The 24,601-nt window shown below is 27.4% G+C and carries 23 protein-coding genes; 20 read left to right on the top strand and 3 right to left on the bottom strand.

Annotated elements, in window-relative coordinates; genetic code table 11:
• The first annotated feature begins 32 nt into the window (after window positions 1–32).
• The 6 genes from rimO (at window position 33) to I2A75_RS06065 (ending at window position 5,914) form a co-directional block, all read left to right on the top strand.
• A complete protein-coding gene (gene rimO / locus I2A75_RS06090; protein WP_195263590.1) occupies window positions 33–1,370 on the top strand; it encodes a 30S ribosomal protein S12 methylthiotransferase RimO in 1,338 nt (445 codons plus the stop codon).
• Window positions 1,354–1,944 carry a CDP-diacylglycerol--glycerol-3-phosphate 3-phosphatidyltransferase gene (gene pgsA, locus I2A75_RS06085; protein ID WP_195263589.1) on the top strand — a complete coding sequence of 197 codons (591 nt, stop codon included), beginning with the start codon at window positions 1,354–1,356 and terminating at the stop codon, window positions 1,942–1,944. Before rimO ends, pgsA begins: the two co-directional genes overlap by 17 nt.
• A gap of 175 nt (window positions 1,945–2,119) precedes the next feature.
• Complete coding sequence (gene recA, locus I2A75_RS06080; RefSeq protein WP_195263588.1) at window positions 2,120–3,160, top strand: recombinase RecA; 1,041 nt, start codon at window positions 2,120–2,122, stop codon at window positions 3,158–3,160.
• Window positions 3,161–3,485: 325 nt separating this feature from the next.
• Entirely contained in the window at window positions 3,486–5,021 is a 1,536-nt protein-coding gene (gene rny, locus I2A75_RS06075; RefSeq protein ID WP_195263699.1) for a ribonuclease Y, read from the top strand.
• 181 nt (window positions 5,022–5,202) lie between these two features.
• A complete protein-coding gene (locus I2A75_RS06070) occupies window positions 5,203–5,463 on the top strand; it encodes a stage V sporulation protein S (RefSeq protein WP_016206312.1) in 261 nt (86 codons plus the stop codon).
• 190 nt (window positions 5,464–5,653) lie between these two features.
• On the top strand, window positions 5,654–5,914 hold the full coding sequence (locus I2A75_RS06065) for an HPr family phosphocarrier protein (protein ID WP_008678438.1): 261 nt from the start codon (window positions 5,654–5,656) through the stop codon (window positions 5,912–5,914).
• A gap of 231 nt (window positions 5,915–6,145) precedes the next feature.
• On the opposite strand, the gene I2A75_RS06060 is transcribed toward I2A75_RS06065, so the two are convergent.
• Window positions 6,146–6,364 carry a DUF378 domain-containing protein gene (locus I2A75_RS06060; protein WP_195263587.1) on the bottom strand — a complete coding sequence of 73 codons (219 nt, stop codon included), beginning with the start codon at window positions 6,362–6,364 and terminating at the stop codon, window positions 6,146–6,148.
• A 186-nt stretch (window positions 6,365–6,550) separates the two neighbouring features.
• On the opposite strand from I2A75_RS06060, the gene purB reads away from it, so the two are divergent.
• The 3 genes from purB (at window position 6,551) to I2A75_RS06045 (ending at window position 9,814) form a co-directional block, all read left to right on the top strand.
• On the top strand, window positions 6,551–7,981 hold the full coding sequence (gene purB, locus I2A75_RS06055) for an adenylosuccinate lyase (protein ID WP_195263586.1): 1,431 nt from the start codon (window positions 6,551–6,553) through the stop codon (window positions 7,979–7,981).
• A gap of 138 nt (window positions 7,982–8,119) precedes the next feature.
• The gene (locus tag I2A75_RS06050; protein ID WP_195263585.1) at window positions 8,120–8,287 is read left to right on the top strand and encodes a hypothetical protein; all 168 of its coding nucleotides are present in this window, start codon (window positions 8,120–8,122) and stop codon (window positions 8,285–8,287) included.
• Window positions 8,288–8,530: 243 nt separating this feature from the next.
• Window positions 8,531–9,814, top strand: coding sequence for a hypothetical protein (locus I2A75_RS06045; RefSeq protein WP_195263584.1), 1,284 nt, complete (start codon window positions 8,531–8,533; stop codon window positions 9,812–9,814).
• Between the two features lie 103 nt (window positions 9,815–9,917).
• Here I2A75_RS06045 and I2A75_RS06040 read toward each other — a convergent pair whose 3' ends face one another.
• Complete coding sequence (locus I2A75_RS06040) at window positions 9,918–10,538, bottom strand: GerMN domain-containing protein (RefSeq protein ID WP_195263583.1); 621 nt, start codon at window positions 10,536–10,538, stop codon at window positions 9,918–9,920.
• Window positions 10,539–10,878: 340 nt separating this feature from the next.
• On the opposite strand from I2A75_RS06040, the gene I2A75_RS06035 reads away from it, so the two are divergent.
• The 3 genes from I2A75_RS06035 (at window position 10,879) to I2A75_RS06025 (ending at window position 13,787) form a co-directional block, all read left to right on the top strand.
• Window positions 10,879–12,111 (top strand): DUF6398 domain-containing protein, encoded by a 1,233-nt coding sequence (locus I2A75_RS06035; protein WP_195263582.1) that lies wholly within the window; start codon window positions 10,879–10,881, stop codon window positions 12,109–12,111.
• Window positions 12,112–12,275: 164 nt separating this feature from the next.
• Entirely contained in the window at window positions 12,276–13,058 is a 783-nt protein-coding gene (locus I2A75_RS06030) for a flagellar motor protein (protein ID WP_195263581.1), read from the top strand.
• Entirely contained in the window at window positions 13,059–13,787 is a 729-nt protein-coding gene (locus I2A75_RS06025; protein ID WP_195263580.1) for a flagellar motor protein MotB, read from the top strand.
• A gap of 41 nt (window positions 13,788–13,828) precedes the next feature.
• Here the strand turns inward: I2A75_RS06025 and I2A75_RS06020 are convergent, their stop codons facing one another.
• Window positions 13,829–14,551 (bottom strand): hypothetical protein, encoded by a 723-nt coding sequence (locus tag I2A75_RS06020; RefSeq protein WP_195263579.1) that lies wholly within the window; start codon window positions 14,549–14,551, stop codon window positions 13,829–13,831.
• An 818-nt stretch (window positions 14,552–15,369) separates the two neighbouring features.
• On the opposite strand from I2A75_RS06020, the gene I2A75_RS06015 reads away from it, so the two are divergent.
• From I2A75_RS06015 to I2A75_RS05980, 8 genes are all read left to right on the top strand, one after another.
• Window positions 15,370–15,708: an arsenate reductase family protein gene (locus I2A75_RS06015; RefSeq protein WP_195263578.1), complete on the top strand. Its 339-nt coding sequence runs from the start codon at window positions 15,370–15,372 to the stop codon at window positions 15,706–15,708.
• 28 nt (window positions 15,709–15,736) lie between these two features.
• The gene (locus tag I2A75_RS06010; RefSeq protein WP_195263577.1) at window positions 15,737–16,150 is read left to right on the top strand and encodes a hypothetical protein; all 414 of its coding nucleotides are present in this window, start codon (window positions 15,737–15,739) and stop codon (window positions 16,148–16,150) included.
• A 281-nt stretch (window positions 16,151–16,431) separates the two neighbouring features.
• Window positions 16,432–18,438 (top strand): glycogen debranching enzyme family protein, encoded by a 2,007-nt coding sequence (locus I2A75_RS06005; protein ID WP_195263576.1) that lies wholly within the window; start codon window positions 16,432–16,434, stop codon window positions 18,436–18,438.
• Between the two features lie 268 nt (window positions 18,439–18,706).
• Window positions 18,707–18,931 carry a hypothetical protein gene (locus tag I2A75_RS06000; RefSeq protein ID WP_195263575.1) on the top strand — a complete coding sequence of 75 codons (225 nt, stop codon included), beginning with the start codon at window positions 18,707–18,709 and terminating at the stop codon, window positions 18,929–18,931.
• A gap of 28 nt (window positions 18,932–18,959) precedes the next feature.
• The gene (locus I2A75_RS05995; protein ID WP_195263574.1) at window positions 18,960–19,304 is read left to right on the top strand and encodes a hypothetical protein; all 345 of its coding nucleotides are present in this window, start codon (window positions 18,960–18,962) and stop codon (window positions 19,302–19,304) included.
• A gap of 426 nt (window positions 19,305–19,730) precedes the next feature.
• Window positions 19,731–21,086 (top strand): nucleobase:cation symporter-2 family protein, encoded by a 1,356-nt coding sequence (locus I2A75_RS05990; RefSeq protein ID WP_195263573.1) that lies wholly within the window; start codon window positions 19,731–19,733, stop codon window positions 21,084–21,086.
• A gap of 207 nt (window positions 21,087–21,293) precedes the next feature.
• Window positions 21,294–22,649 (top strand): nucleobase:cation symporter-2 family protein, encoded by a 1,356-nt coding sequence (locus tag I2A75_RS05985; RefSeq protein ID WP_195263572.1) that lies wholly within the window; start codon window positions 21,294–21,296, stop codon window positions 22,647–22,649.
• A gap of 185 nt (window positions 22,650–22,834) precedes the next feature.
• Entirely contained in the window at window positions 22,835–24,595 is a 1,761-nt protein-coding gene (locus I2A75_RS05980) for a sigma 54-interacting transcriptional regulator (protein WP_195263571.1), read from the top strand.
• Window positions 24,596–24,601: the final 6 nt, after the last annotated feature.

The following is a 24,601-nucleotide window of genomic DNA, read 5'->3' as shown; positions in this document are numbered from 1 at the left end:
CAATAATTTATAGAACATAGGAGGAAGTAGCTTTGGAAAAATATAAAGTTGGGATGGTAAGTTTAGGATGTGATAAGAATAGAGTTGACTCTGAACTTATACTTGGAACAATAAATAAATTTTATGAAATAACTAATGATCCTAAGGAAGCTGAAATAATAATCGTTAATACGTGTGGATTTATAGAAAGTGCAAAGCAAGAATCTATAGATACAATACTAGAAATGGCTGAATACAAGAATAAATATAAATGTAAGATGCTTATAGCCACAGGATGTTTAACTCAAAGGTATGGTGAAGAATTATTAGAACTTATGCCTGAAATTGACATACTTATGGGTGTTAACGACTATATGAAGTTACATAAGCTTATCTTAGATTTTATAAAAGGGGAAAGAAAGCTACTTGCAACAAATTATAGCGATGAAAATATAAATGAAGGAATAAGACTTTTAACTACTGATAAATATACTGCATATGTTAGAATTGCAGAAGGCTGTGATAATTACTGTACTTATTGCATAATACCTAAAATAAGGGGAAAATTTAGAAGTAGATCCAAAGAAGCAATATTAGAAGAAGTAAATCTTCTTGTAAAAAATGGAGTTAAGGAAATCATATTAATAGCTCAAGATTTAACATACTATGGAATGGATATATATAAAGAAAATAAACTTCATGAATTAGTTAGTGAAATTTCTAATGTTAATGGAGTTGAATGGATAAGGTTACTTTATTGTTATCCAGAAGAAATAACAGAAGAGTTAATTGAAGAAATGGCGACAAATCCAAAGATTGTAAAATATTTAGATTTACCAATACAACATATAAGCAATAATATTTTGAAGCGTATGGCAAGAAGAACAAATAAAGAAACAATAACTAATATAATTGATAAATTAAGAAAAAGAATTCCAGAAATAGCTCTTAGAACATCTCTTATAGTTGGTTTCCCTGGAGAAACAGAAGAAGATTTTAATGAGTTATGTGACTTTTTAAAGGACTATAAACTTGATAACGTTGGTGTTTTCAAATACTCAAAAGAAGAAGGAACTCCAGCAGCTAATATGGAAAATCAAATTGAAGAGAAAATAAAGGAAGAAAGACAAGAAAAACTAATGATGGTTCAAAAAAATGTAGTAGAAGAATTAAACAAATTGAAAATATCAAAAGTTTATGATACTATTATAGAAGGAAGAAAAGGTAAATATTTCATTGGAAGAAGTTCAGAAATGGCACCTGAAATTGATGGAAATATTTTGGTTAATACAACTCAAAAGCTTGAAAAAGGTGATATTGTAAAAGTCAAAATTAAGGAAGCATTAGAGTATGATTTAGTAGGAGAGATATACGATGAATTTAGCAAATAAGCTAACAATGCTAAGAATATTTTTAGTACCTTTATTTTTAATATTTATTGCTGTAAAAAATATTCCATATGGTACTTTCATAGCTACGTTTATATTTATAATTGCATCTTTAACAGATCAATTGGATGGATATATTGCAAGGAGTAGAAATCAAATAACTAATTTTGGAAAATTTATGGATCCTCTTGCAGATAAGCTTTTAGTTACAGCTGCATTAATATCATTAGTTGAGCTTCAGCTTATACCAGCATGGGCAACTGTGGTTATAATAGCAAGAGAATTTGCAGTTTCAGGCCTTAGAACAATTGCAGCTGCTGAAGGAAAAGTAATTGCAGCAAGCACTTGGGGAAAAGTGAAAACTGTTACTCAAATAACAGCTATAATAGCTTTATTAATTCAAGTTAATGTAGGATCTTCAAAATATTTAACAACATTGGTTGTTGAAAGTGATATATTTAGAAATATTATTACATATGGTCCAAAGTTTTTATTATTACTAGCTGTTGTGATGACAATAGTATCTGGAATTGACTATTTTAGTAAAAATAAAAAAATAATAAATACTAATAAATAGTTTATTATAAAATAAATAGGATATAATTAAAAATAAAAGTTCCATCTTCCAAAGTTGGAACTTTTAATATGCAAGATATTAGTATGAAATTATATATTATATGTTGACTATAGTTAACATATAATATATAATTTATTTATAGAACAGATGTTCGTTTTAGAGAGGAAGGTGCTATATGGGAAATATAGATATGGATAAGTTAAAAGCTATAGAAAATGCAATGGGTCAAATTGAAAAGCAATTTGGTAAAGGATCCATAATGAAGCTAGGAGAAAATAGCGCATTAAACATTGAGACTATTTCAACTGGGTGTCTTGACTTAGATATAGCTTTAGGTGTAGGGGGATTACCTAAAGGAAGAATTATAGAAATATATGGACCGGAAAGTTCAGGTAAAACAACAGTAGCATTACATGTTGCTGCTGAAGCACAAAAGCTAGGAGGAGCAGTTGCATTTATAGATGCAGAACATGCTTTAGATCCAAGTTATGCTAGAAGATTAGGTGTTGATACAGAAAATCTTATAGTTTCTCAACCAGATACAGGAGAACAAGGTCTTGAAATCGCTGAGGCTTTAGTTCGTTCTGGAGCAATAGATGTTATAGTAGTTGACTCAGTTGCTGCATTAGTACCAAGAGCTGAAATAGAAGGTGAAATGGGAGATTCTCACGTTGGACTTCAAGCAAGACTTATGTCACAAGCTTTAAGAAAGCTAACAGGAACTATACAAAAAACAGGCTGTATAGCTATATTTATAAACCAATTAAGAGAAAAAGTTGGTGTTATGTTTGGAAATCCTGAAACTACAACAGGAGGAAGAGCGTTAAAATTCTATTCTTCAGTAAGACTTGATGTTAGAAGAATAGATTCAATAAAGCAAGGTGAAAATGTTGTAGGAAACAGAACAAGAGTTAAGGTAATTAAAAATAAGGTAGCACCTCCATTTAAACAAGCTGAATTTGATATAATGTATAATGAAGGTATATCAAGAACTGGTAATATAGTTGATGTAGGTGTTAAAGAAGGAATGGTTCAAAAGAGTGGAGCATGGTTCTCTTATGGAGATGTAAGATTAGGTCAAGGTAGAGAAAATGCAAAACAATACTTAAAGGAAAATCCAGAAATTGCTCTAGAAATAGAAAATAGAATAAGAGAGAAGTATGAATTACCTCTTATGAAGGAAGTTGCTATAGATAATAATGTGGAAGAAAAATAAAATTTGTAGTAACTAGAATATAATTAGCTAAATATGTTAATAATATAAGTCGATAATAATAATATTTTTATATTATTATTATCGACTTTCTTGTTTAATAGTAAGATAAAGCAACTTAAATTTACGTAACAATAAGGATGTAAACAATTAAATTTACTTTGTGAATTATACAACTAAACTTGACATAATTTTAATTTTAAGATAAAATAATAACAAATACTGGTTTTATCATATTTCAAATATCAGTTAGATTAAGTATGATACCTACTACATTTTCTGTTAAACATAAGTTTATATGAATGGAGGAGGTGTTGTTATGGATAATATTCTTACTTGGATAATAGTTGATATTATAGTATTAATCGTATTCGGTTTTTTACTTTATAAAGCTATACAAAGAGCTTCTAAAAGTAAGATAGAAGGCTTAGAAAAAGAAGCAGAAACTCTTTTGGAAAATGCTAAAAGAGAAGCTGAAGCTACTAAGAAGGAATCAATTTTAGAAGCAAAGGAAGAGGTTCATAGACTAAGAAATGATCTAGATAGGGATTCAAGAGAAAGAAGAAATGAAATTCAAAGACTTGAAAGAAGAATAATTCAAAGAGAAGAATCCCTAGACAAAAAAAGTGATCTTTTAGAAAAGAAAGAAGAAGCTCTAAATAAAAGATTACAAGAAATCGATGAAATGGAAGCAAATGTACAGGAACTGTACTCTAAGAGAAGAGAGGAGCTTGAAAGAATAGCAACTTTATCTAGTGATGAAGCTAGAGAAATCCTTTTAGAAGAAGTTAGAAGAGAAATAACTCATGAAACTGCTATAATGATCAAAGATATAGAAGCTAGAGCAAAGGAAGAAGCAGATAAAAAAGCTAGAGAAATTATAACAACTGCTATTCAAAGATGCGCAGCAGATCATGTATCAGAATCAACAGTACATGTTGTTGCCCTTCCTAATGATGAAATGAAGGGTAGGATTATAGGTAGAGAAGGTAGAAATATCAGAACTCTTGAAACATTAACAGGAGTAGATTTAATAATAGATGATACTCCAGAAGCAGTTATTTTATCAAGTTTCGACCCAGTTAGAAGAGAAATTGCTAAAATAGCTTTGGAAAAGTTAATTGTAGATGGTAGAATTCATCCAGCTAGAATCGAGGAAATGGTAGAAAGAGCTACCAAAGATGTAGAAAATGATATTAAAGAAGAAGGAGAACAAGCAACACTAGAAACTGGTGTTCATGGTGTTCATCCTGAAATAATCAAATTACTTGGTAGACTAAAGTATAGAACTAGTTATGGACAAAATGTGTTAAAGCATTCTATTGAAGTTTCATATTTAGCTGGTGTTATGGCTGCAGAATTAGGCTTAGATGTAAATCTAGCTAAAAGAGCAGGTTTATTACATGACATAGGTAAAGTAGCAACACAAGAAGAAGAAGGTCGTCATGCTGTAATAGGTGGAGATCTTGCTAAAAAATATGGAGAATCACAAGTTGTAGCAAATGCTATAGCTGCGCATCATGGAGATGTTGAAATGTTAACACTAGAAGCCGTTTTAGTTCAAGCAGCTGATGCAATATCAGCAGCAAGACCAGGTGCTAGAAGAGAAACTCTAGAAGCTTATATTAAGCGTTTAGAGAAACTTGAAGAAATTGCAAATTCTTACGAAGGTGTAGAAAAGTCATATGCAATTCAAGCTGGTAGAGAGATTAGAATTATGGTTAAACCAGATCAGTTAGATGACGCTGGATCTGTAGAATTAGCTAGAAACTTAGCTAAAAGTATAGAAGAACAATTAGAATATCCAGGTCAAATTAAAATTAATGTTATAAGAGAAACAAGAGCAGTAGATTATGCTAAATAATATAAAGTACATTTTGCAATGCAAAGTGTACTTTATTTTTTATGTTGAAATTTGAAAAAAAAGATAAAAAAATTTTCAAAATAAAGGAGGATTTTTTAATAACTTATAGAATATATATATTGCAAGAGTAAAAACTCTGCAATATATTGTAAACGATTTTTATCTAGGAGGTAAAGACAAAGTGGAAGTATTAAAAGTTTCAACAAAATCAAATCCAAATTCAGTGGCAGGTGCATTAGCTGCCATAATTAAAGAAAAAAATATAGTAGAAATCCAAGCAGTAGGAGCAGGTGCTATAAATCAAGCCGTAAAAGCAATTGCTATAGCAAGAGGCTTCGTTGCCCCTAGCGGAAAAGATATTGTTTGTGTTCCAGCATTCACTGATATTGAAATAGATGGTGAAGAGAGAACAGCAATAAAACTAATCGTTCAACCAAGATAGTAAGTTCTGGAATTTGATTTGGGGAGAGAATTTATTTTAGGGGAGATAAAGAAAAGGACTACATAATAGTAGTTCTTTTTCATATTAAGGAAAATAGGTGTCATAAGCCTTGAATTTTTTTTGATTTACATATATAATGTAATAGTTAAATAGATAACTATTTGAAATTTAATGTAAAGAGGTGTGTTTAATGGTATCTAAAGAGGTTGTAGTAAACAACGGAACTGGTTTACATGCTAGACCAGCAACTTTATTAGTGAAGAAAGCTTCATCTTTCAAATCAGATGTAAGCATAGAATTTAACGGAAAGAAAGCAAACGTTAAGAGTTTAATAGGAGTTCTTTCTTTAGGAGTAACTAAAGGAGCTGCTATAACTGTTTTAGCAAGTGGAGATGACGAAGCTTTAGCAGTAGAAGAAATTTCTAACTTAATAGCTAGCTTAGAAGACTAATAAAAAAAGTGCCAATAGGCACTTTTTTTATTTATAGTAAAGGTTAAAATCTTAAAATGATATTATATAAAGCTTTTAGTACTATTATACTAAAAATATATCCATTTTAACTTTTATTACTTTAGTTCTAAGTGAACATATATAATAGTTAGTTAATCTTTAAGAAATGTTAGAATAGGTAATAATATATATCCACTTTTTATTTAACTTAATATTTATGATAGTATGTAGTTAACTAAATAAATTTAGAGATTTACATTTAAATATTAAAACAATCAAGTCTATAGCTCCAGCAAATACTAAGATATAAACTATTCTTTGTAATAAAACTGACCCACCAACAAGGAAAGTAACTAGGTTTATACTTAATAAGCCTATAAAGCCCCAATTTATTGCTCCAATTAATACTAATATAAAAGATATTTTGTCAACGAGATTTATTTTACACATAATTTATCCTCCTTATGAATTAATACAGTATATATATATTAATAAATAACAAAAATATAACTGAATTAATAAATAATAAAAATATAGCTGAAAATTATTTTAAAAATACTGAAAAAATAATTATGTTATGTTATAATACGAATTATAAAGTAAAAAAATAAAAATTTATTCGGAGGTTATCTAAGGATGAGAGATTTATATGATTCACCATTAAATTCAAGATATGCATCAAAAGAAATGAGTTTTATATTCTCAGAAGATATGAAATTTTCAACATGGAGAAAATTATGGGTTGCATTAGCAGAAGGAGAAAAAGAATTAGGTTTAAATATAACTGAAGATCAAATAGATGAGCTAAAATCTAATATATATAATATTAATTATGATGAAGCAATAAAAAGAGAAAAAGAAGTTAGACATGATGTTATGAGCCATGTATATGCATATGGATTACAATGCCCTAGTGCAAAAGGAATAATACATTTAGGAGCGACTAGTTGTTATGTAGGTGATAATACAGACATAATTATTATGAGAGATGCTTTACTATTGATTAAGAAGAAGATAGTAACAGTATTAAATCATTTATCAAATTTTGCCATGAAATATAAAGATATGCCAACCCTTGGATTTACACATTTTCAGCCTGCTCAATTAACTACTGTAGGAAAAAGAGCAACTCTTTGGATGCAAGATTTAGTGTTAGACATAGAGAATATAGATTTTTTACTATCAACATTAAAATTAAGAGGAGTAAAAGGAACTACAGGTACTCAAGCAAGTTTTATGACTTTATTCAATAACGATGAAGAGAAGGTTAAAGAATTAGATAATATAGTAGCAAAAAAAATGGGCTTTGATAAAAGCTATGGTGTTACTGGTCAAACATATCCTAGAAAATTAGACTCTATAGTATTAAATAGATTATCAGAAGTTGCTCAAAGTGCTTATAAATTTAGTAATGACTTAAGATTATTACAAAGTATGAAAGAAATTGAAGAACCATTTGAAAAAAATCAAATAGGATCATCTGCTATGGCTTATAAAAGAAATCCTATGAGAAGTGAAAGAATGGGATCCTTAGCAAGATATGTAATAGTTAATTCACTAAATCCAGCAATAACAGCTGCAACTCAATGGTTTGAAAGAACTTTAGATGATTCAGCAAATAAAAGAATTGCTGTAGCAGAAGCTTTCTTAGCTTTGGATGGAGTTTTAAATTTATATATAAACATTGCAGAAAATATGGTTGTATATGAAAAAGTAATAACAGCGCATGTAAATAATGAGCTGCCTTTTATGGCCACAGAAAATATAATGATGGAATCAGTTAAAAGAGGTGGAGATAGACAAGAGCTTCATGAAAGAATTAGAATTCATTCAATGGCAGCTGCACAAAGAGTAAAAGGTGAAGGTTTAGATAATGATTTAATTGAAAGAATTATAAAAGATAATAGTTTTATGTTAAGTGAAGAAGAAATAAAAAATATAATTAATCCAGTTAACTTTGTAGGTAGAGCACCAAGTCAAGTTATAGAATTTATAGAAAATTATATAAACCCAATTATAGAAGTTAATAAAGATGCCTTAGAAATAAAGAGTGAAATTTCTGTTTAGCATAATTATTTATGAAAGTAATAATATATTTATAAATATATTATTACTTTCATATTTTTTTATATATAAAAAAATTTTGAATAAAAATATTATTTAAGACAATAATTAATAGATAGAACTAGCAAAGGAGGAATATAAATGAAGGTTAATAAGGAAGAATACATGAGTGAATGTATAAGTTGTAGTGGAACAGGTAAAATAAAATGCGATTGTGGAACAGAAGAATTACCTAATTCTCGATGTATTACCTGTAATGGTGAGGGAAGTTTTATATGTCCTGTTTGTGATGGAGAAGGAAAATTTTAATTATAAGGAAATTACCAATAATTAGTTGCAATTTATTTAATTATAAAAATATTTTAAATACTATATTTTAAAGATAGGAGTAGCCTATCTTTTTTTTATAATTTATCATTATAAAATAACTAAAATATAATTATAAAAGATAAATATATTAGATCCATGCATCATAGACAATTGTAATATAAATAACACAAATTATAATATTATAATATTATATAATGTAGTAATATTATAAAAGAGGTTTTTATGGCTATATATTTAAAAAACTTAAAGAGAAATGAAGTGAATAAACATGGACAGAGAGAAGTTATAATGACTATAGTTGGTGATGTAAAAGGAAGTAGAGATACAGATATTATTTACTTAGTTGGCAATAAGAGAGGGCTTGGGAAAAATACGATTTACCATAATATGCAAATTATAATTTCTGACGGAGAAAGTGGAAAGATAACAACTATAGATTTAAGGGGAATAGAAGGATATAATCCTAGAATAGTATTAGAGCATTTTAAAAATATAAAAGATAATGAAATATTATTTACAATAGAAGATATAGGAAATAATGGATATATAACCGCTAATATGTATCATTTAGATGGAGATAAAGATATAAAGATTTTTGATACAAATTATTATAATCAACTTGATTCATATCAAGTTATATATCAAGATAACTATACTGTGGATGTAATAGATATAGATAAGGGAATGACCTATTCCATAGATATAAGTGGAAGAGATAAAGATTACTTAAATGGTTTATATAACAATAATGGTACTTTAAAGAAAAAAATAATAGGAAAAGTTTTAGCTTTATCTGGAATAAGTCCGATAGATTTACTAAGAAGGGGAGTATACGATCTTTTGGTTACACAAAAAATTATAGGAACTAATGAAAAAGATATTCTTGGGGTAATGAGCAATGTTTTAACTTTTGAAGGTATTACTTTTACTAGGGTAGATTCTTTTGTAGGAATACTAGGTGAAAAGACACCAAATTTGTTAGTTAGGGCAAAGGATGAATTAAATAAAGATTACTTAGATTTTTCAAAGGTTGAATTCATAGAATCAGAAGTAGTTAAAGATGAAGCTATAGAAAGGATAATCGAAAAAGAATTTTCATTAAATCCAGATGAGGATAAGGTAAATTACTTATATAATAAAGTAAAATTAAAAGATGATGATAGTTATCAAATTTTAGTTTATTTAGAAGGACCTAAATTTTGTACTGAAAGAGGTGCAACTTTAGTTATATTAGAGGAGAAAGATAATGAATATAATGTTTTATCAAAGATAAGTAATGCTACAAATCCAATTATAATATCTGAAAATAAAACAAATGGATATAGAGATTTAGTAGTAAAGTTACTAAATAGTAATGGAGATGATTTTAGGTTATTAAAGTTTAATGGTAATGCATATCCTTTAGATCCAATTAAGGAAGAAAGATTAAAGAGAGGAAGTAAAGTTAGAGGAATAGCAGCGATTTCTGATGATTTATTTTATACTAGAGGAATTGAATATAAGTAGAATAAAGAATCCCTATAGAGTATTAAAATTATTACTCTATAGGGTATAATTATAGTTAAGAAATATTAAATAATTTATTTTAAATTATTTAAAATCATAAGTTTTATTTTGTTAATTCAAATGTATTATCTAAGTTAACCTTAAATATATCTCCATCTTTCATTGAAATATGTCCAGAAGTATAAGGTTTTCCGTCTAAAGTTATGATTACTTGAGTTACATTAAAATAATCACCAAATGTATTGCAAATAGCAGTTAAAGTGCTAGATTCAGGACCAGAACCTAAGTTTTGAGCTTCAACAAAATTAGATGAAAAATCTAGTTTTATAATATCATTAGTACTATCAACTTCAGCCGAGTTTAAGGAAATATCACTATTTAAAGAAGCTGCAATTTCTTCACTTGGAGCTTTCTTTAATTCTTTAACTAAAGCAGTTGCTACAGCCTTATCTTTAATTTCAATAGTTTTACTTATGTAAACTATTTTATCAGTAACAACGTCATAATAATAAATATTTGCATTATCAGTTATTGTTTCATTAGAATTACTAATATCATTTTGAGTATTATCATTAATATTATCTTCTTCATCGATTATAGTAGCTTCATTATTACTAATATTAGATGCTGTATTATTTTTGTTACTATTTGCTTCTGCTCCACAAGAAATCATTGAAAAAGGGATAGATAATGATATTAATATTGCTAAAATTCTTTTTTTCATTTATTAACCTCCTTAAAAATATATTTTTCAATTACAATTACCTAATTAAAATTAAAAGGATATTAATTATGTAATGAACTTCTTTAAATAAAATAGTAAAATTGAAAGATATATTGTTTAATAATTTATATAATCATATTATAGCATAATTGAAAAGTTATTACAAATTTACATAAATTTACTTATATTAACTTCTAAAACATACTATTATTTGAAAAAAGTAATTAAATATCATATAATATAAAACATCGGTTTAAATCATCAATTGGAGTATGTTATTTAAGTATAATGGGCTTTATAATATTCCAAATAACATAATAGAAAAAGGAGAAAATAAGTAATGCAAAAAACATCTGAAGTAAGTAATGAGAGATATTTAGAAGTAATGAGTTTTATAGAAGAGGTTTGTAAAAAAAACTTAAATGAAGAATATTTGTTTCTTGCAGAGAGCTTATGTAAAGAAATATCTGAATTAAAAGAAGTTAATTTAAATAAAGGAAAAGCAAATTCATGGGCATGCGGAATTGTACATGCTTTGGGGTTAAAAAATGGATTATTCACAAATAAGACAGGCATAAATATTAAAGCAGGGGATTTATATAAATTATTTGAGGTAAGTAGTAGTACAGGTCTTTCAAAATCAAGAGAAGTAAGAGCGTTAATAGATTTAGAAGATGATAAATGGTTAATAACGTGTAATAAAGGCGATTCTTTAGATAATTCGAAAATTGCGGATAATGAGATAGATTTGGAAGAAGAACAAAAGGAAAAGATAGAGAAAGAAACATTAGATGAGGTTTGCGTTTCAAAAGTAGAAGCTGAGATTATAGAAGATGAGGATTTAAAAAAGGCTAATAAGATAGCTAATGAGGCATGGAATCAAAAAAATTATAAGAAAAAAGCTAAATTAGCTAAAGAAGCATTAAAAATAAGTGAAAAATGTGCGGAAGCTTATATAATATTATCATATGACAATTCGTTAAGAATAAATGAACAAAAGGCCTTAGTATTAAAAGCCTTAGAAGTTGCTCAAAGTGCTATAGGTGAAGAAAATATAGATAAGTATACAGGGAAATTCTTAGATTCAGAAGTTACAAGACCATACTATAGCGCCAAATATAGACTTGGAAATTTATTATGGAGTATAAATGAAAAGTTAGAAGCAATAAAAGAGTTTAATGATTTAATAAATCTAGATCCTGAAGATAGATTATTAATAAGAGGGGTATTGCTTTCATGGTTAATTACAGAGAATTTAGATGATGAAGTTTTAAATGTATTAAATAAATATAAAAATGATTACTTACCATCTACAAAATTCTCAAAAGCCCTTTATTTATTTAAAGTAGGAAAATTAGAGGAAGCAGAAAGAGCTTTAAGAATTGCAAATGCTTCTAATCCATTTGTTATAGATTATATAATCAAGCAAAAAAGAATTCCTAAAAATCCACCTGAACTTAAAAGTTTAGGGACTGAAGAAGATGCAGTCTACTATATGAAAAATGCAGAAACTGCTTGGGATTCAGTAAATGGAGCAAGAAGCTGGGTAAAGGAATTAAAAAATATATTATAGAAATAGACTATTGTGTATTGCAACGATAAAGTTAGTTATTACACAATAGTTTTTTTTAACGAGAAAAAATCGACTAAAATAGATAAAAAATAACAAAATAATGAGATTGATATGTAAATATAAAAAATATATAATTTAGAAATAAATTATATGGATGGTGAAATATGGACATAACAATAATAATAAGTATTATATTTTCTTTTGCTTGTATTATATTAGGATTTATTTTAGAAGGAGGAGCATTAGGAGCTTTATATCAATTCACAGCATTATTAATAGTTGTTGGTGGAACAATAGGAGCAGTTGGGGTTGCTTTTCCAGGAAAAACTTTAAAAAGATTTCCTAAGGTTTTTAGCATTGCATTTAAGAAAAGAAATAGTAACCTTATAGAAAATGTAGAATTCTTCAAGGAAATTACAGTAAAAACAAGAAAAAATGGATTATTAAGTTTGGAAGCAGATTTAAATAATACAGAAACAGATACTTTTATAAAAAAAGGCCTGCAAATGATAGTAGATGGAGTTGATCCAGAGATCATGAAAGGATCATTAGAAACAAGACTAGAACAAATTTCAGAAAGGCATCATCAAGGAATTTCTATTTTTGAGGCGGCTGGTGGTTATGCACCAACAATGGGGATTATAGGAACAGTTATGGGGCTTGTTCAAGTTTTAGGTAATTTAGATGATCCAAGTACTTTAGGCCCTAAAATAGCTGTAGCTTTTATTGCAACTCTTTATGGTATAGGAACTGCTAATTTAATTTGGTTGCCTATAGCAAATAAACTAAAAATTTTAAATAGTGAAGAAATAATTGAAAAAGAGATGTGTATTGAGGCTTTATTATTGGTACAAGCTGGTGCTAGTCCAAGTTCTATAATAAGTAAATTAGAAGGATTTTTAACTGAAGAGGACTTAAAGAAGCTTGAATCAAGTGAGGGAAAATAGATGAAAAAGAGAGTAGAAAAACCAGAAAATCATGAAAGATGGTTGCTTACATATTCAGATCTTATAACTTTGCTTATGATATTTTTTGTTGTATTATATTCCGCTTCTAGTGTTAATGAATCAAAGTATAAGCAGTTAGCTACTTCTATGGGAGCTGTATTCACAGGTGGATCTTCAGTTTTAGGAAGTGCTGAAAATTCAGGTAGTTCAAGTGATGAGGCAGGAGAGTTAAAGCCATTGGTTCAAAGTGAAGAAGAAAAATTACAAGGTATAGAATCACAAGTAAATGATATAGTAAAAGACTTAGAGTTAGAAGAAAGTGTAACTACAAGTATAGAAGAAAGAGGACTTATTATAAGCTTTACCGATAGTATATTTTTTGATAGTGCAAAGGCGGATATAAAAGAGGAGTTGAAACCTAAACTTATTTCTGTATCAAATGTTTTAAACAAAATAGATAATTATGTAAGGGTAGAAGGTCATACTGACAATTTGCCTATAAGTACTACTGATTATCATTCAAATTGGCAACTTTCCTCTGTTAGAGCTTCTAATGTAGTTGAATTTTTAATTAGCTATGGATCGATATCTCCAAGCAGATTATCAGCTGTAGGGTATGGTGAGTATAGACCAATTGCAGATAATGCTACAGAAGAGGGACGAGCTAAAAATAGAAGAGTTGATATATTAATTTTAAATAACAAATTTGATAATATAGAAATGAATTAAAATATAGTTAAAGCACTGTAGTTAAAAATACAGTGCTTTAACTATACCATTTCATTTTTATATAAATTAATAATATTTATAAGAAGTTTATTATAACCTTCACAGTGAGACATAAAATTTGGCATATTATTTTCATTAATCAAGTATTCAATATTATTGTTATTAGAAGTGAAATATAAATCAAATAACTTTCTAAAATATATTGAATTACATCCATTATAAATATTATTTATAATATCATCATTTGGATAAAAAGATTTGTCTTTAAGTTTTTTATATATAAAATAATAAATTAAAGAAATAGAAGTCTTTTCTATTTGCCTATAATCATATTTTTTTATATCATCAAAATCAATAATTAAACTTTCAAAAAATTTGAAGGTTGATGAATGTATGGTTAATAGATCTTTATTTAAAAAACTTAAAAAAGAATTAGTGAAAAAAGAAATATTATTTAGAAAGTTCCAAAGATCATTTACATCAAATTTTTCTAAAGTTATCTCATCTGCAATTTCCATATGTGTGTCAGTAAGAATTCTTTTACTTTCATATGGAATTTCTCCGTTTCCGCAAATAGTAAAGCTCCTAATTAAGTCAAAAGCAATTCTAGAGTCTTCATTTGCTCCTATGGCATATTTACCATCGCTATTGAAAAAGTTAAGAGTAGTAATAGATAGATGAATAAGTGAAATTAATGCTAAGTATGAGTAGTTAACATTACTGACTCCGATACAAAACAATATTATAAATATTATAAAATCCAATACTGGACCAATCCAAAAAAATATTTTAAGCTTTTTTAAAAGAATGTTGTATTCTATTTTGGAAGATATTTTTATTGAGTTAAAATGTAATCTACTTGTCATATTGCCTTGTATTAAAGGCTTTAATTTAAATTTGAATTTACCGTCATATTTATAAATAGTAAAAGGAATTACATGATAAAAGGAACATTTAAATCCTAAAAATAAAGATACAATATAATGAGAAAGTTCATGCAAAAATATAATTATATATTCTATAATAAAAACTTTTAAAATTAAAATAAAATATTGCAAAATCATCATCCTTAAAAATTCATCTTAATTATTAGTATAGAATAATATAGTGAAAAAGTTCATATTTCAACAAAATAAATCAGCATCAAAAAAGCAAAAAGGAATATGTAATTGCTTTTTTGATGCTGTATAGAAAATCTATTCCCTGCCTATACTTACTTAAATAATTAATTGATTATTTAAATAAGGTTTTGTAAGGCATTGAGATGATAGACATTCGTTAATATACTATATTTAAGTGTTTTGATAGATATCATTAATAATTTTTTTTTATAATAACTATACAATAAAAATACTATTTCTGTTTGGAAGATTTATTTATAATATTAGCTTGTACCAATGGAGAAAAAATATTCTATAAATAATAATAAAATAATATTTTTATTATTGTTGTTTATAAATAAATCATTTTGCTATATATGATTACGGAAAATATTTTTGATAGATAATGAACAAATAATCTACTTTTTATATATAATATAAATTTATGTTATAATAAAGAGACATTAGGAGGTGACAATTACATGAATATACAAGTATTTGGAAGAAAGAAGTGCTTTGATACAAAGAAAGCAGAAAGATACTTTAAAGAGAGAAAAATAAACTTTCAATTTATAGATATAGACATTAAAGGGCTTAGTAAGGGAGAACTTAATTCTGTTAAAAGGAATATTTCAATAAATGAATTAATAAATCAATCTAGCAAGGAATATAAAAATCTAAATTTAGATAAAATTAGAAGCTGCGAAATGAAAGAAGAGATTTTATTAAAAAATCCTAAACTATTTAAATCCCCTATAGTTAGAAATGGAAACACTGCAACTCTTGGGTATAAAAAAGAAGTTTGGGATACATGGGAATAAATTAAAATATAAACCAAAGGTGAAACAAATGATTAAGATAAAAATACAAAAGGGTAAAAATGAAGAACCTATTTTTAAAATTAATTTAAAAGATGATGATATAATAAAATTTCCTTTTTTAAAGAGACCAATATTAGAGGGAAAAAAGATAAAAGGAAGGTATAATTATGAAATTCCATTAAGATATTTTGTACCAATAGTAAAAAATATAAAAAAAGACAATTTGGTAGTTGATAAAGTTAGCAAGTTAGAGTTCCTAGAGTTTTTTGATGATTTTGAAGAAAAATATTATGCTAGTTTAACAGCAACTCCTAAGTTTATGAAATTATGGAGATCAGAAAAATGCCCTAATATATTTAAAATTATAATAGATCCAGAAAGTCTTACTGTAACAAAAGAAGTAGCATTTAAGAAAATAAGTATAAAATTTGGAGAATTATAAAAAAGAATCAAAGCTAAAGCCTTGATTCTTTTTTTATAATTAATGAAGGAGATGAATTTATATGGATTAGCCATAAAGCTAATAGCTATTATAATAATATGAATATAAGAGTATAAATGTTACACATGGAATAATAATTTTATGATTTTTTACAATATAAGATTGTAGAATATATAAATTAGAGACCTCCTTTTTGTACTTCTATACAATTAAATAAATATAGTATTAATTATATAATTAATATGAAAAGCAAAAGTTAAAGAAGTTTTGGAGGGGTATAGGTGGAAAAGATATATAGTTATGGAAGAGGTTCTTTTAAGACAATAGAAGAAGGAAATGAGTTATCTTGGATGATTGGAAATGGAATAGGTGGATATGCTAATTGTACAGTTTCTGGTGGAAGTGCTATGATGCATCATGGCTACTTAATAGCAGCGTTAAACCCACCACTGAATAGATATTTAATCTTTACAAGAACTCAAGAAGAAGTGAATATAAATGGTAGAACGTATGATTTAACTTCTCAACAATATATTAATATGTCCAAAAACGGACAAGAACACTTAGAAAGATTTAATTTTGATATAATTCCAGAATATATTTATAGAGTAGAAGATGTTAAGATTAAAAAAAGTATTTCAATGGAATATGGGTATAATACAACAGCTGTTTGTTATGAAATAGAAAATGGAAGTGAAGATTTAAATTTTAAAATAATTCCTTTGTTTAATTATAGATTACCAGGAGATTCCATAGAAAAAACTAATTTAAAATTTAGTAAAGAAGTTAAAAATAATAAAATTATTTTAATTCCAGAAGAAAATAAGGATGTAAGGATTACTTTTTATGCATCAGAAGGAGAATACTATGATAGAAGTTTAATACCTACTACAATGGCAACTCCTAATTATTTATTTGAAGAAAATCAATATTATATGATAGATAATAGAACAGGATTTTTAGGCATAGATAATCATTATACTCCGTACGAAATAAATATAAAAATAAAAGCTAAAGAAACAAAAAAGTTTTACATTATATGTACTTTAGAAGAAAATATAAGTAAAACTGGATTTGAGATAGAAAAAGAGTACAAGAAGAGAGCAGAAGATTTAGTAAAAAAAGCAGGCTATAATGATAATTTTGCTAATAATCTTGTTAAAGCTTCTGATCATTTTATAGTTAATAGAAATAGTACAGGCCTAAAGACTATATTAGCAGGTTATCCATGGTTTACTGATTGGGGAAGAGACACTATGATTGCTTTTGAAGGATTAGTTTTATGTACTAAGAGATTTGAAGATGCAAGAGAAATACTAGAGTCATTCTCCAAATACGTGAAGAATGGATTAATCCCTAATCTATTTCCAGATACTAATACAGAACCTTTGTATAATACAGTAGATGCATCACTTTGGTATTTTCAAGCTGTTTATAAATATTTGAAATATACAGGTACAGATGAAGATTACAGTTTTATAGAGAAAAAAATATATGATAAATTAGTAGAAATTTTTAAAGCATATTCAACTAAAACAGATTTTTCAATAGGTATGGATGATGATGGATTAATTTTTGCTGGTTCAGGTATAGATCAAGTAACTTGGATGGATGTAAGGGTTGGAGATTTTGTTGTAACTCCAAGACACGGTAAACCTGTAGAAATAAATGCTTTATGGTATAATGCATTATGTATAATGGAGGAACTTAGAATTAAATTTAATAAAAAAGATTTAAAATATAAAGAACTTTCTTTAAAAGTTAAGAACTCTTTTAACAAAAAATTTTGGAATGAAGATAAAAAATGTCTTTTTGATGTGGTAGATGAAAATGATGATAAGATTCGTCCGAATCAATTATGGGCAATTTCATTACCATTTTCAATATTAGATAGAGAAAAAGAAAAGAGTATAGTTGAAGTTGCATATAAGCATTTGTATTCGACTTATGGGTTAAGGTCTCTTTCATTTATGGATGAAGAGTTTAAAAATAAATATATAGGTGATCTGTTTAAAAGAGATTTAGCTTATCATATGGGAACAACTTGGGGATTTTTAATAGGACCATTTATTACAGCATATTGTAAAGTAAATGATTATGATGAAAAATCTATAAAAAAAGCAAAAGAAATGATATCTGTATTTGAAGATCATATGAAAGATGGATGTATAAATGGAATAGCAGAAATATTTGATGGAGAATTTTCATCTACAAGTAGAGGATGCTATTCACAAGCTTGGAGTGTTGGAGAAGTACTAAGAATATATTGTGATATTACTAAGAAATAATATTATAAATGGACATATATAAGTTTAATTGACTTCTTGTAAAGGAAGGAAAGAAATAAACTTAAATATGTCTATTTTTATTCTAAAAAATTATAAATACTACTAAAAATAAATAGAAAATATATTTATTAACAATTATTAAAAAAATAAATACCTCAATAGTATTTACAATAAGTTAAAAAATAGTACAAAAAAATTCACGAAATTATATAAATATGGTACAATATAATTATATTTTTATAAGTCTTTACGAAGGGTGAAAATAATAGTGAAAAAAATAATTAAATTATCAAATATACTATTTACTATAGCGATAGTTGTAAGTTTATATGGTTTTTATAAAATATATGAAGTAAGAAGGGATTTGCCTATAGGCACATGCCCTATTGAAGATAATAGACCTATTTTATATTTAGGAATTTTCCTTATGATATCGTCTATAATAGTATCTTATATAGAAGATAGACAGTCTAAGAAGCAAATTAATAATTAAATATTAATTATATGGTGAGGGAAAAGAAGTGAGACAGCGAATTAAAGGGAACTTAAAAAAGAAAAAATTAAATACTATTAATACTACATATAAAAGCCTTTTACATCTTTATAATATTGTAAAATTAAATTATGTTGTAGAGTTGAAATTAGGTGAAAATTATTTATACGAAAAAGGGGACAATCTTGCTGAAATATTAGAAGATTATTTTATTAATGAAGGTTATGATATCATAGTTGAGTGTTATACTGAAGGTAAGAATGCATATTTAATAATTGATTGTGAAGATGAAACAGAAAATATGTGGAATATGGTAAGTTTAATATATAGGTTATTAGTAAAATTTAATATAGAGCATGAGGTAATTTGGTAATATCATTATGATAATAATTATTAAATTGATATACTCGAATTGATAATTTTATATTAGTAAATACGCCATTATAAGAATTTATAATTATCATTTTAATATTTATATATAATATTAATAGTTTAGATATTATTTTATATAGTGAAAACAATGGAATAAAGTAAAATATTGTAATTTAAGAGCCTATTAAAGTTTGGCACACTTATTGCTTTAAGATTAAGTGCAACTTTAAAGGCTCTTTTAAGTTGCAAATAATTTAACATATAGCTATGTGAAAATAATATTAAAATTTAAACGATTACTTAAGGGGTTTAAAATAATAGAACTGTTATCAAAATGAGAAGATTTTTTCAATATGATAATAGATATATATTCTAGAATGATGTATTTAATTTGGATTTAAAATTTACATGAGGGGGAATATATCATATGTTAGAGATAGGTAAAAGAAATAAGAAGAGCACTTCAATCTTTGATGTAGAAGGAGTACCACCAATAAAGAAAGCCATACCATTATCTTTGCAACACTTACTTGCTATGATAGTAGGAAATGTAACACCAGCTATTATAGTAGCAGGGATTACAGGAATGAATTTAAGTGATAAGACTTTATTAGTTCAATGTTCATTGTTCATGGCTGGTATTGCAACTTTAATGCAATTATACCCTATTTGGAAGCTAGGTTCAGGATTGCCAGTTGTTATGGGAATAAGCTTTGCTTATGTTCCAACCTTAACTGCTATAGGATCAGCTTATGGAATAGAAGCTATATTTGGAGCTCAATTAATAGGTGGTATAGCAGCCATATTAGTAGGCGCCTTTATAAAGCCTTTAAGAAAGTTATTTCCACCATTAGTTGCAGGAACTGTTGTATTTACAATCGGATTATCATTATATCCTACAGCTGTAAAATATATGGCTGGTGGAGCTTCGGCACAGGATTTTGGATCTCCTATAAATTGGACAATAGCTATAGTCACACTAGTTGTAGTTTTGTTTTGTAATCACTTTACAAAAGGCTATATTAAATTGGCTTCTATATTAGTCGGAATAATTGTAGGATATATCTTTTCTATAATAATTGGAAGAGTAGATTTTACAGCAATTACAAATGCAGGATGGATTCAAGTGCCAACACCAATGCATTTTGGAATGAAATTTATACCTTCTGCTATAATATCTATGGTAATAATTTATATAGTTAATTCTGTGCAAGCCGTTGGGGATTATTCAGCTACAACAGAAGGTGGATTAAGTAGAGAACCGAAAGATACAGAGTTATCAGGAGGAATAATGGCAAATGGAGTATCTAGTATAATTGGAGCATTCTTTGGGGGATTACCGACAGCTACTTATAGTCAAAATGTTGGAATTGTTGCAATGACTAAGGTTGTAAGTAAGTATATAATTATGCTAGCAGCTTTATTCATGCTGATTGCTGGTTTTATACCTAAGTTTGGAGCTTTAATAACTACAATACCGCAAAGTGTTTTAGGTGGAGCAACTATTATAGTGTTTGCAATGATAACTATGACAGGAATAAAAGTAATAATAAAAGATGAACTTTCAAGTAGAAATGTAAGTATTGTTGGACTTTCAGTTGCTCTTGGAATGGGAATAACACAGGTTCCTGGAGCATTAGATGCTTTTCCAAGTGCGGTAAATATGATATTTGGTAGCTCTCCAGTAGTAATTACAACAATTACTGTAATATTACTTAATTTAATATTGCCAAATCAAACAATTGAAGAAGAAGATAATGAAAGAAGTAAGATAGAGAACTAAAATTAAAGTTATTATTGTATTAGTAAATGTTTAAATATTTATATATAGTAATCAATATTGTAATTAATGAAAATTGTTACTAAAGATATATAAGAATAGGGTTATTATCAAAATGAGAAGTGATTTTTAAGTTGATAATTATCATATATTCTCGAGTGATGTATTGAGTTTAAATTAATAAGTTTACATGAGGGGGAATATATTATTATGTTAACATTAGGTAAAAAAGGGACTAGAAGTACTTCGATATTTGATTTGGACGGAGTACCTTCATTAAAGAAAACAATGCCATTATCACTACAACATTTATTAGCTATGATAGTAGGAAATGTAACGCCTGCGCTTATAGTTGCAGGGACCACAGGGCTTGGAGTTAGTGATACTACTCTTTTAGTGCAGGCATCATTTTTTTTAGCAGGAATTGCAACACTGATGCAATTATATCCTATGTGGAAAATTGGATCAGGATTACCAATGGTAATTGGTGTTAGTTTTACTTATGTACCAACTTTAACAGCAATAGGGATGGCTTATGGTATAGAAGCTATCTTTGGAGCTCAATTAGTTGGTGGTTTTGTAGCTATACTTTTTGGAGCTTTTTTAAAGCCAATGAGAAAGTTATTTCCACCATTGGTTGCAGGTACTGTTGTATTTTCAATAGGTTTATCTTTATATCCAACAGCAGTAAGATATATGGCTGGAGGCTCTAATGTAAGTGATTTCGGGTCGCCAATTAATTGGGGGATAGCTATACTTACATTAATTGTAGTGTTATTTTGCAATCATTTTACTAAGGGATATGCTAAGTTAGCATCTATTTTAATTGGAATAATTGTAGGATATGTTTTTTCAGTAGTATTAGGAAGAGTAGACTTTGCACCGATAATTGAAGCATCTTGGATACAAATGCCAACTCCAATGCATTTTGGAATTAAATTTGTACCCTCAGCGATAATTTCTATTAGTGTAATATATATAGTTAATTCTGTAGAAGCAGTAGGAGATCTTTCAGCGATAACAGAAGGGGGACTTGGTAGAGAAGCCAAAGATACTGAAATATCTGGAGGAATAATAGCAAGTGGAATAGCTAGTGTATTAGGAGTTTTTTTTGGAGGCCTTCCAACAGCTACTTATAGTCAAAACGTTGGCATAGTTGCTATGACAAAAGTTATTAGTAAGTTTGTAGTAGCAATAGCAGCTATATTTATGTTAATAGCTGGATTTATACCTAAGTTTGGAGCTTTAATAACAACAATTCCGCAAAGTGTTTTAGGTGGAGCAACTGTAATAGTATTTGCAATGATTACAATGACTGGTATTAAGATAATAATTAAAGATGAGTTATCAAGTAGAAATGTAAGTATAGTGGGTCTTTCTGTTGCTCTTGGGATGGGAGTAACACAAGTTCCAGGAGTTTTAGATGCATTTCCAAGTGGGGTAAGCATGGTTTTTGGAAGCTCACCAGTAGTAATAACTACTATAGTAGTTATACTATTAAATTTAATCTTACCAAGGCAAAGTATAGAAGAAGAAGAAAATGAAAGAAATGAAATAGAAGGATAGTTATAATAATAAGGCCTATGCATAAAAAATAGAATTTTTGTGCATAGCCTTTAATATATTTTAAGGTAATACATGGTTAAACTACTACAATTTAATAATCAGTAAGATAGTGGCATAAAAATTGCTATAAATATATATAAGTAAACTACATGGTTATATAAAAAAGCTAAAAGAGGTGTTTGGATATGTCGTCTATATTGAAAGAAATTCAAGGTGCTGTAATGAAATATGTTAATATAGTTGAAAAAATATTAATGGTTGACGTAGAAGTAGTCGACGAAAATTTAATAAGAATTGCAGCAACAGGAGCTTATAGAAATAGAATAGATAATGATATATCAAAGCAAGGCTATGCATATAGGGAAGTTTTAAAGTCTGGAGAATTTAAAGCTATAACCGAGCCTGGAAAAGATATTATTTGTAGTAGTTGTATAAAAAGAGGAAAATGTGAAGAACTATTTGAAATGAGTACACCAATAAAGTTTCAAGGAAGAATCATTGGCGTTATAGGCTTAGTTTGTTTTAGTAAAGAGCAAAAAGATCAAATACTTGCAAGATTTGAAAATTATAAAGCTTTTATGGAGCAAATAGCTGAATTTATAAGTACAGCAGCCTATGAAAATCTTCAAAGAAAAAGAGAAGATGTAGTAGTAAAATCATTAAATTTGATTATAGATAAAATGGATCAAGGGGTAATGGTATTAAATAAAAATGATAAAGTAACACATATAAATTCAAAAGGGGTAGAATTAATTAAGCATGTTGATAATTTTTTTATATCCAAAGTATCTATTGAGCCTACTGGAGATATCTTATTTCAGATGGAGATATATAAAGTATCTATTGGAAATCAAGTCTTTCAGTTTATAGGTAATATTTTTCCTATGGAGATAAATGACAATCAATTCGATAAGATTTTCATATTTAGGGATTATAAAGGGTTTAGAGATGATATATCAGAATATACTAATATAAAAAATGTAATAAAAACGGAAAATATTTTAGGACAAACTAAGATAATGCAGGACTTGAAAAGAAAAGTAAAAAAAATAGCTTTATCAACTTCAACTGTATTAGTAACAGGGGAAAGCGGGACTGGCAAAGAAGTATTTGCAAGAGCTATACATAATGAAGGAAATAGAAAAGCAAAAGCATTTGTTGCAATAAATTGCGGAGCTATTCCAGACACTCTACTAGAAAGTGAATTATTTGGATACGTTAAAGGTGCATTTACTGGTGCAGATCCTATGGGCAAAATTGGAAAATTTGAACTTGCAAATAAGGGAACAATTTTTTTGGATGAAATTGGTGATATGCCTATTTATCTTCAGACAAAGCTATTAAGAGTGCTTCAAGAGAGAAAAATAACAAGAGTTGGTTCAAATAAAGAAATTGACATAGATGTACGGGTGATTGCAGCAACAAATAAAAATTTGAAGGAATTGATAAAAGAAAATAAATTTAGAGAGGACTTATATTATAGATTAAATGTAATACCTTTTGAAATTCCTCCATTAAGAGAAAGAATAGATGATATTGAGTCACTGATAAAGTTTTTTATTAATAAATACACAAATTTGTTAGATAAGAGTTTTGAGAATATAGTAATGACAGAAGAAGTAAAGAAGGCTTTTTATAGATATTCTTGGCCAGGTAATGTTAGAGAACTAGAAAATACAATAGAGTTTATAGTTAATATGATAGGTGTAGATGGAATAATAGATAAGGATGTAATTCCTAAGAATATTTTACTATGTGAAAAAATTGAAAGAATATCAGATAGAAGTGAAATTATTACTCTTAAAGAATTAGAGGAAATTGAAATAAAAAAAGCATTAGACATTTATGGTACAACAACAGAGGATAAGAAAATGATTGCCAAAAAATTAGGAATTGGTATAGCAACATTATATAGAAAAATTGATGAATATAAATTATTAAAATAGTAAGTA

This window comes from Clostridium sp. 1001275B_160808_H3 (assembly GCF_015550425.1).
Taxonomy (GTDB): Bacteria; Bacillota; Clostridia; order Clostridiales; family Clostridiaceae; genus Clostridium.
Note: the sequence above shows the minus strand (reverse complement) of the source record. Positions and strands in the feature narration are given on the sequence as shown.

Excerpts from the sequence above, each read along its gene's own strand:
- I2A75_RS05990 (WP_195263573.1), top strand. The coding sequence starts at position 19,731 with ATGTTAGAGATAGGTAAAAGAAATAAGAAGAGCACTTCAATCTTTGAT.
- I2A75_RS06045 (WP_195263584.1), top strand. The coding sequence starts at position 8,531 with ATGGCTATATATTTAAAAAACTTAAAGAGAAATGAAGTGAATAAACAT.
- I2A75_RS06025 (WP_195263580.1), top strand. The coding sequence starts at position 13,059 with ATGAAAAAGAGAGTAGAAAAACCAGAAAATCATGAAAGATGGTTGCTT.
- I2A75_RS06065 (WP_008678438.1), top strand. The coding sequence starts at position 5,654 with ATGGTATCTAAAGAGGTTGTAGTAAACAACGGAACTGGTTTACATGCT.
- pgsA (WP_195263589.1), top strand. The coding sequence starts at position 1,354 with ATGAATTTAGCAAATAAGCTAACAATGCTAAGAATATTTTTAGTACCT.
- I2A75_RS05985 (WP_195263572.1), top strand. The coding sequence starts at position 21,294 with ATGTTAACATTAGGTAAAAAAGGGACTAGAAGTACTTCGATATTTGAT.
- I2A75_RS06060 (WP_195263587.1), bottom strand. The coding sequence starts at position 6,364 with ATGTGTAAAATAAATCTCGTTGACAAAATATCTTTTATATTAGTATTA.
- I2A75_RS06030 (WP_195263581.1), top strand. The coding sequence starts at position 12,276 with ATGGACATAACAATAATAATAAGTATTATATTTTCTTTTGCTTGTATT.
- purB (WP_195263586.1), top strand. The coding sequence starts at position 6,551 with ATGAGAGATTTATATGATTCACCATTAAATTCAAGATATGCATCAAAA.
- I2A75_RS06015 (WP_195263578.1), top strand. The coding sequence starts at position 15,370 with ATGAATATACAAGTATTTGGAAGAAAGAAGTGCTTTGATACAAAGAAA.
- I2A75_RS06010 (WP_195263577.1), top strand. The coding sequence starts at position 15,737 with ATGATTAAGATAAAAATACAAAAGGGTAAAAATGAAGAACCTATTTTT.
- I2A75_RS06050 (WP_195263585.1), top strand. The coding sequence starts at position 8,120 with ATGAAGGTTAATAAGGAAGAATACATGAGTGAATGTATAAGTTGTAGT.
- recA (WP_195263588.1), top strand. The coding sequence starts at position 2,120 with ATGGGAAATATAGATATGGATAAGTTAAAAGCTATAGAAAATGCAATG.
- I2A75_RS06040 (WP_195263583.1), bottom strand. The coding sequence starts at position 10,538 with ATGAAAAAAAGAATTTTAGCAATATTAATATCATTATCTATCCCTTTT.
- I2A75_RS06035 (WP_195263582.1), top strand. The coding sequence starts at position 10,879 with ATGCAAAAAACATCTGAAGTAAGTAATGAGAGATATTTAGAAGTAATG.
- I2A75_RS05980 (WP_195263571.1), top strand. The coding sequence starts at position 22,835 with ATGTCGTCTATATTGAAAGAAATTCAAGGTGCTGTAATGAAATATGTT.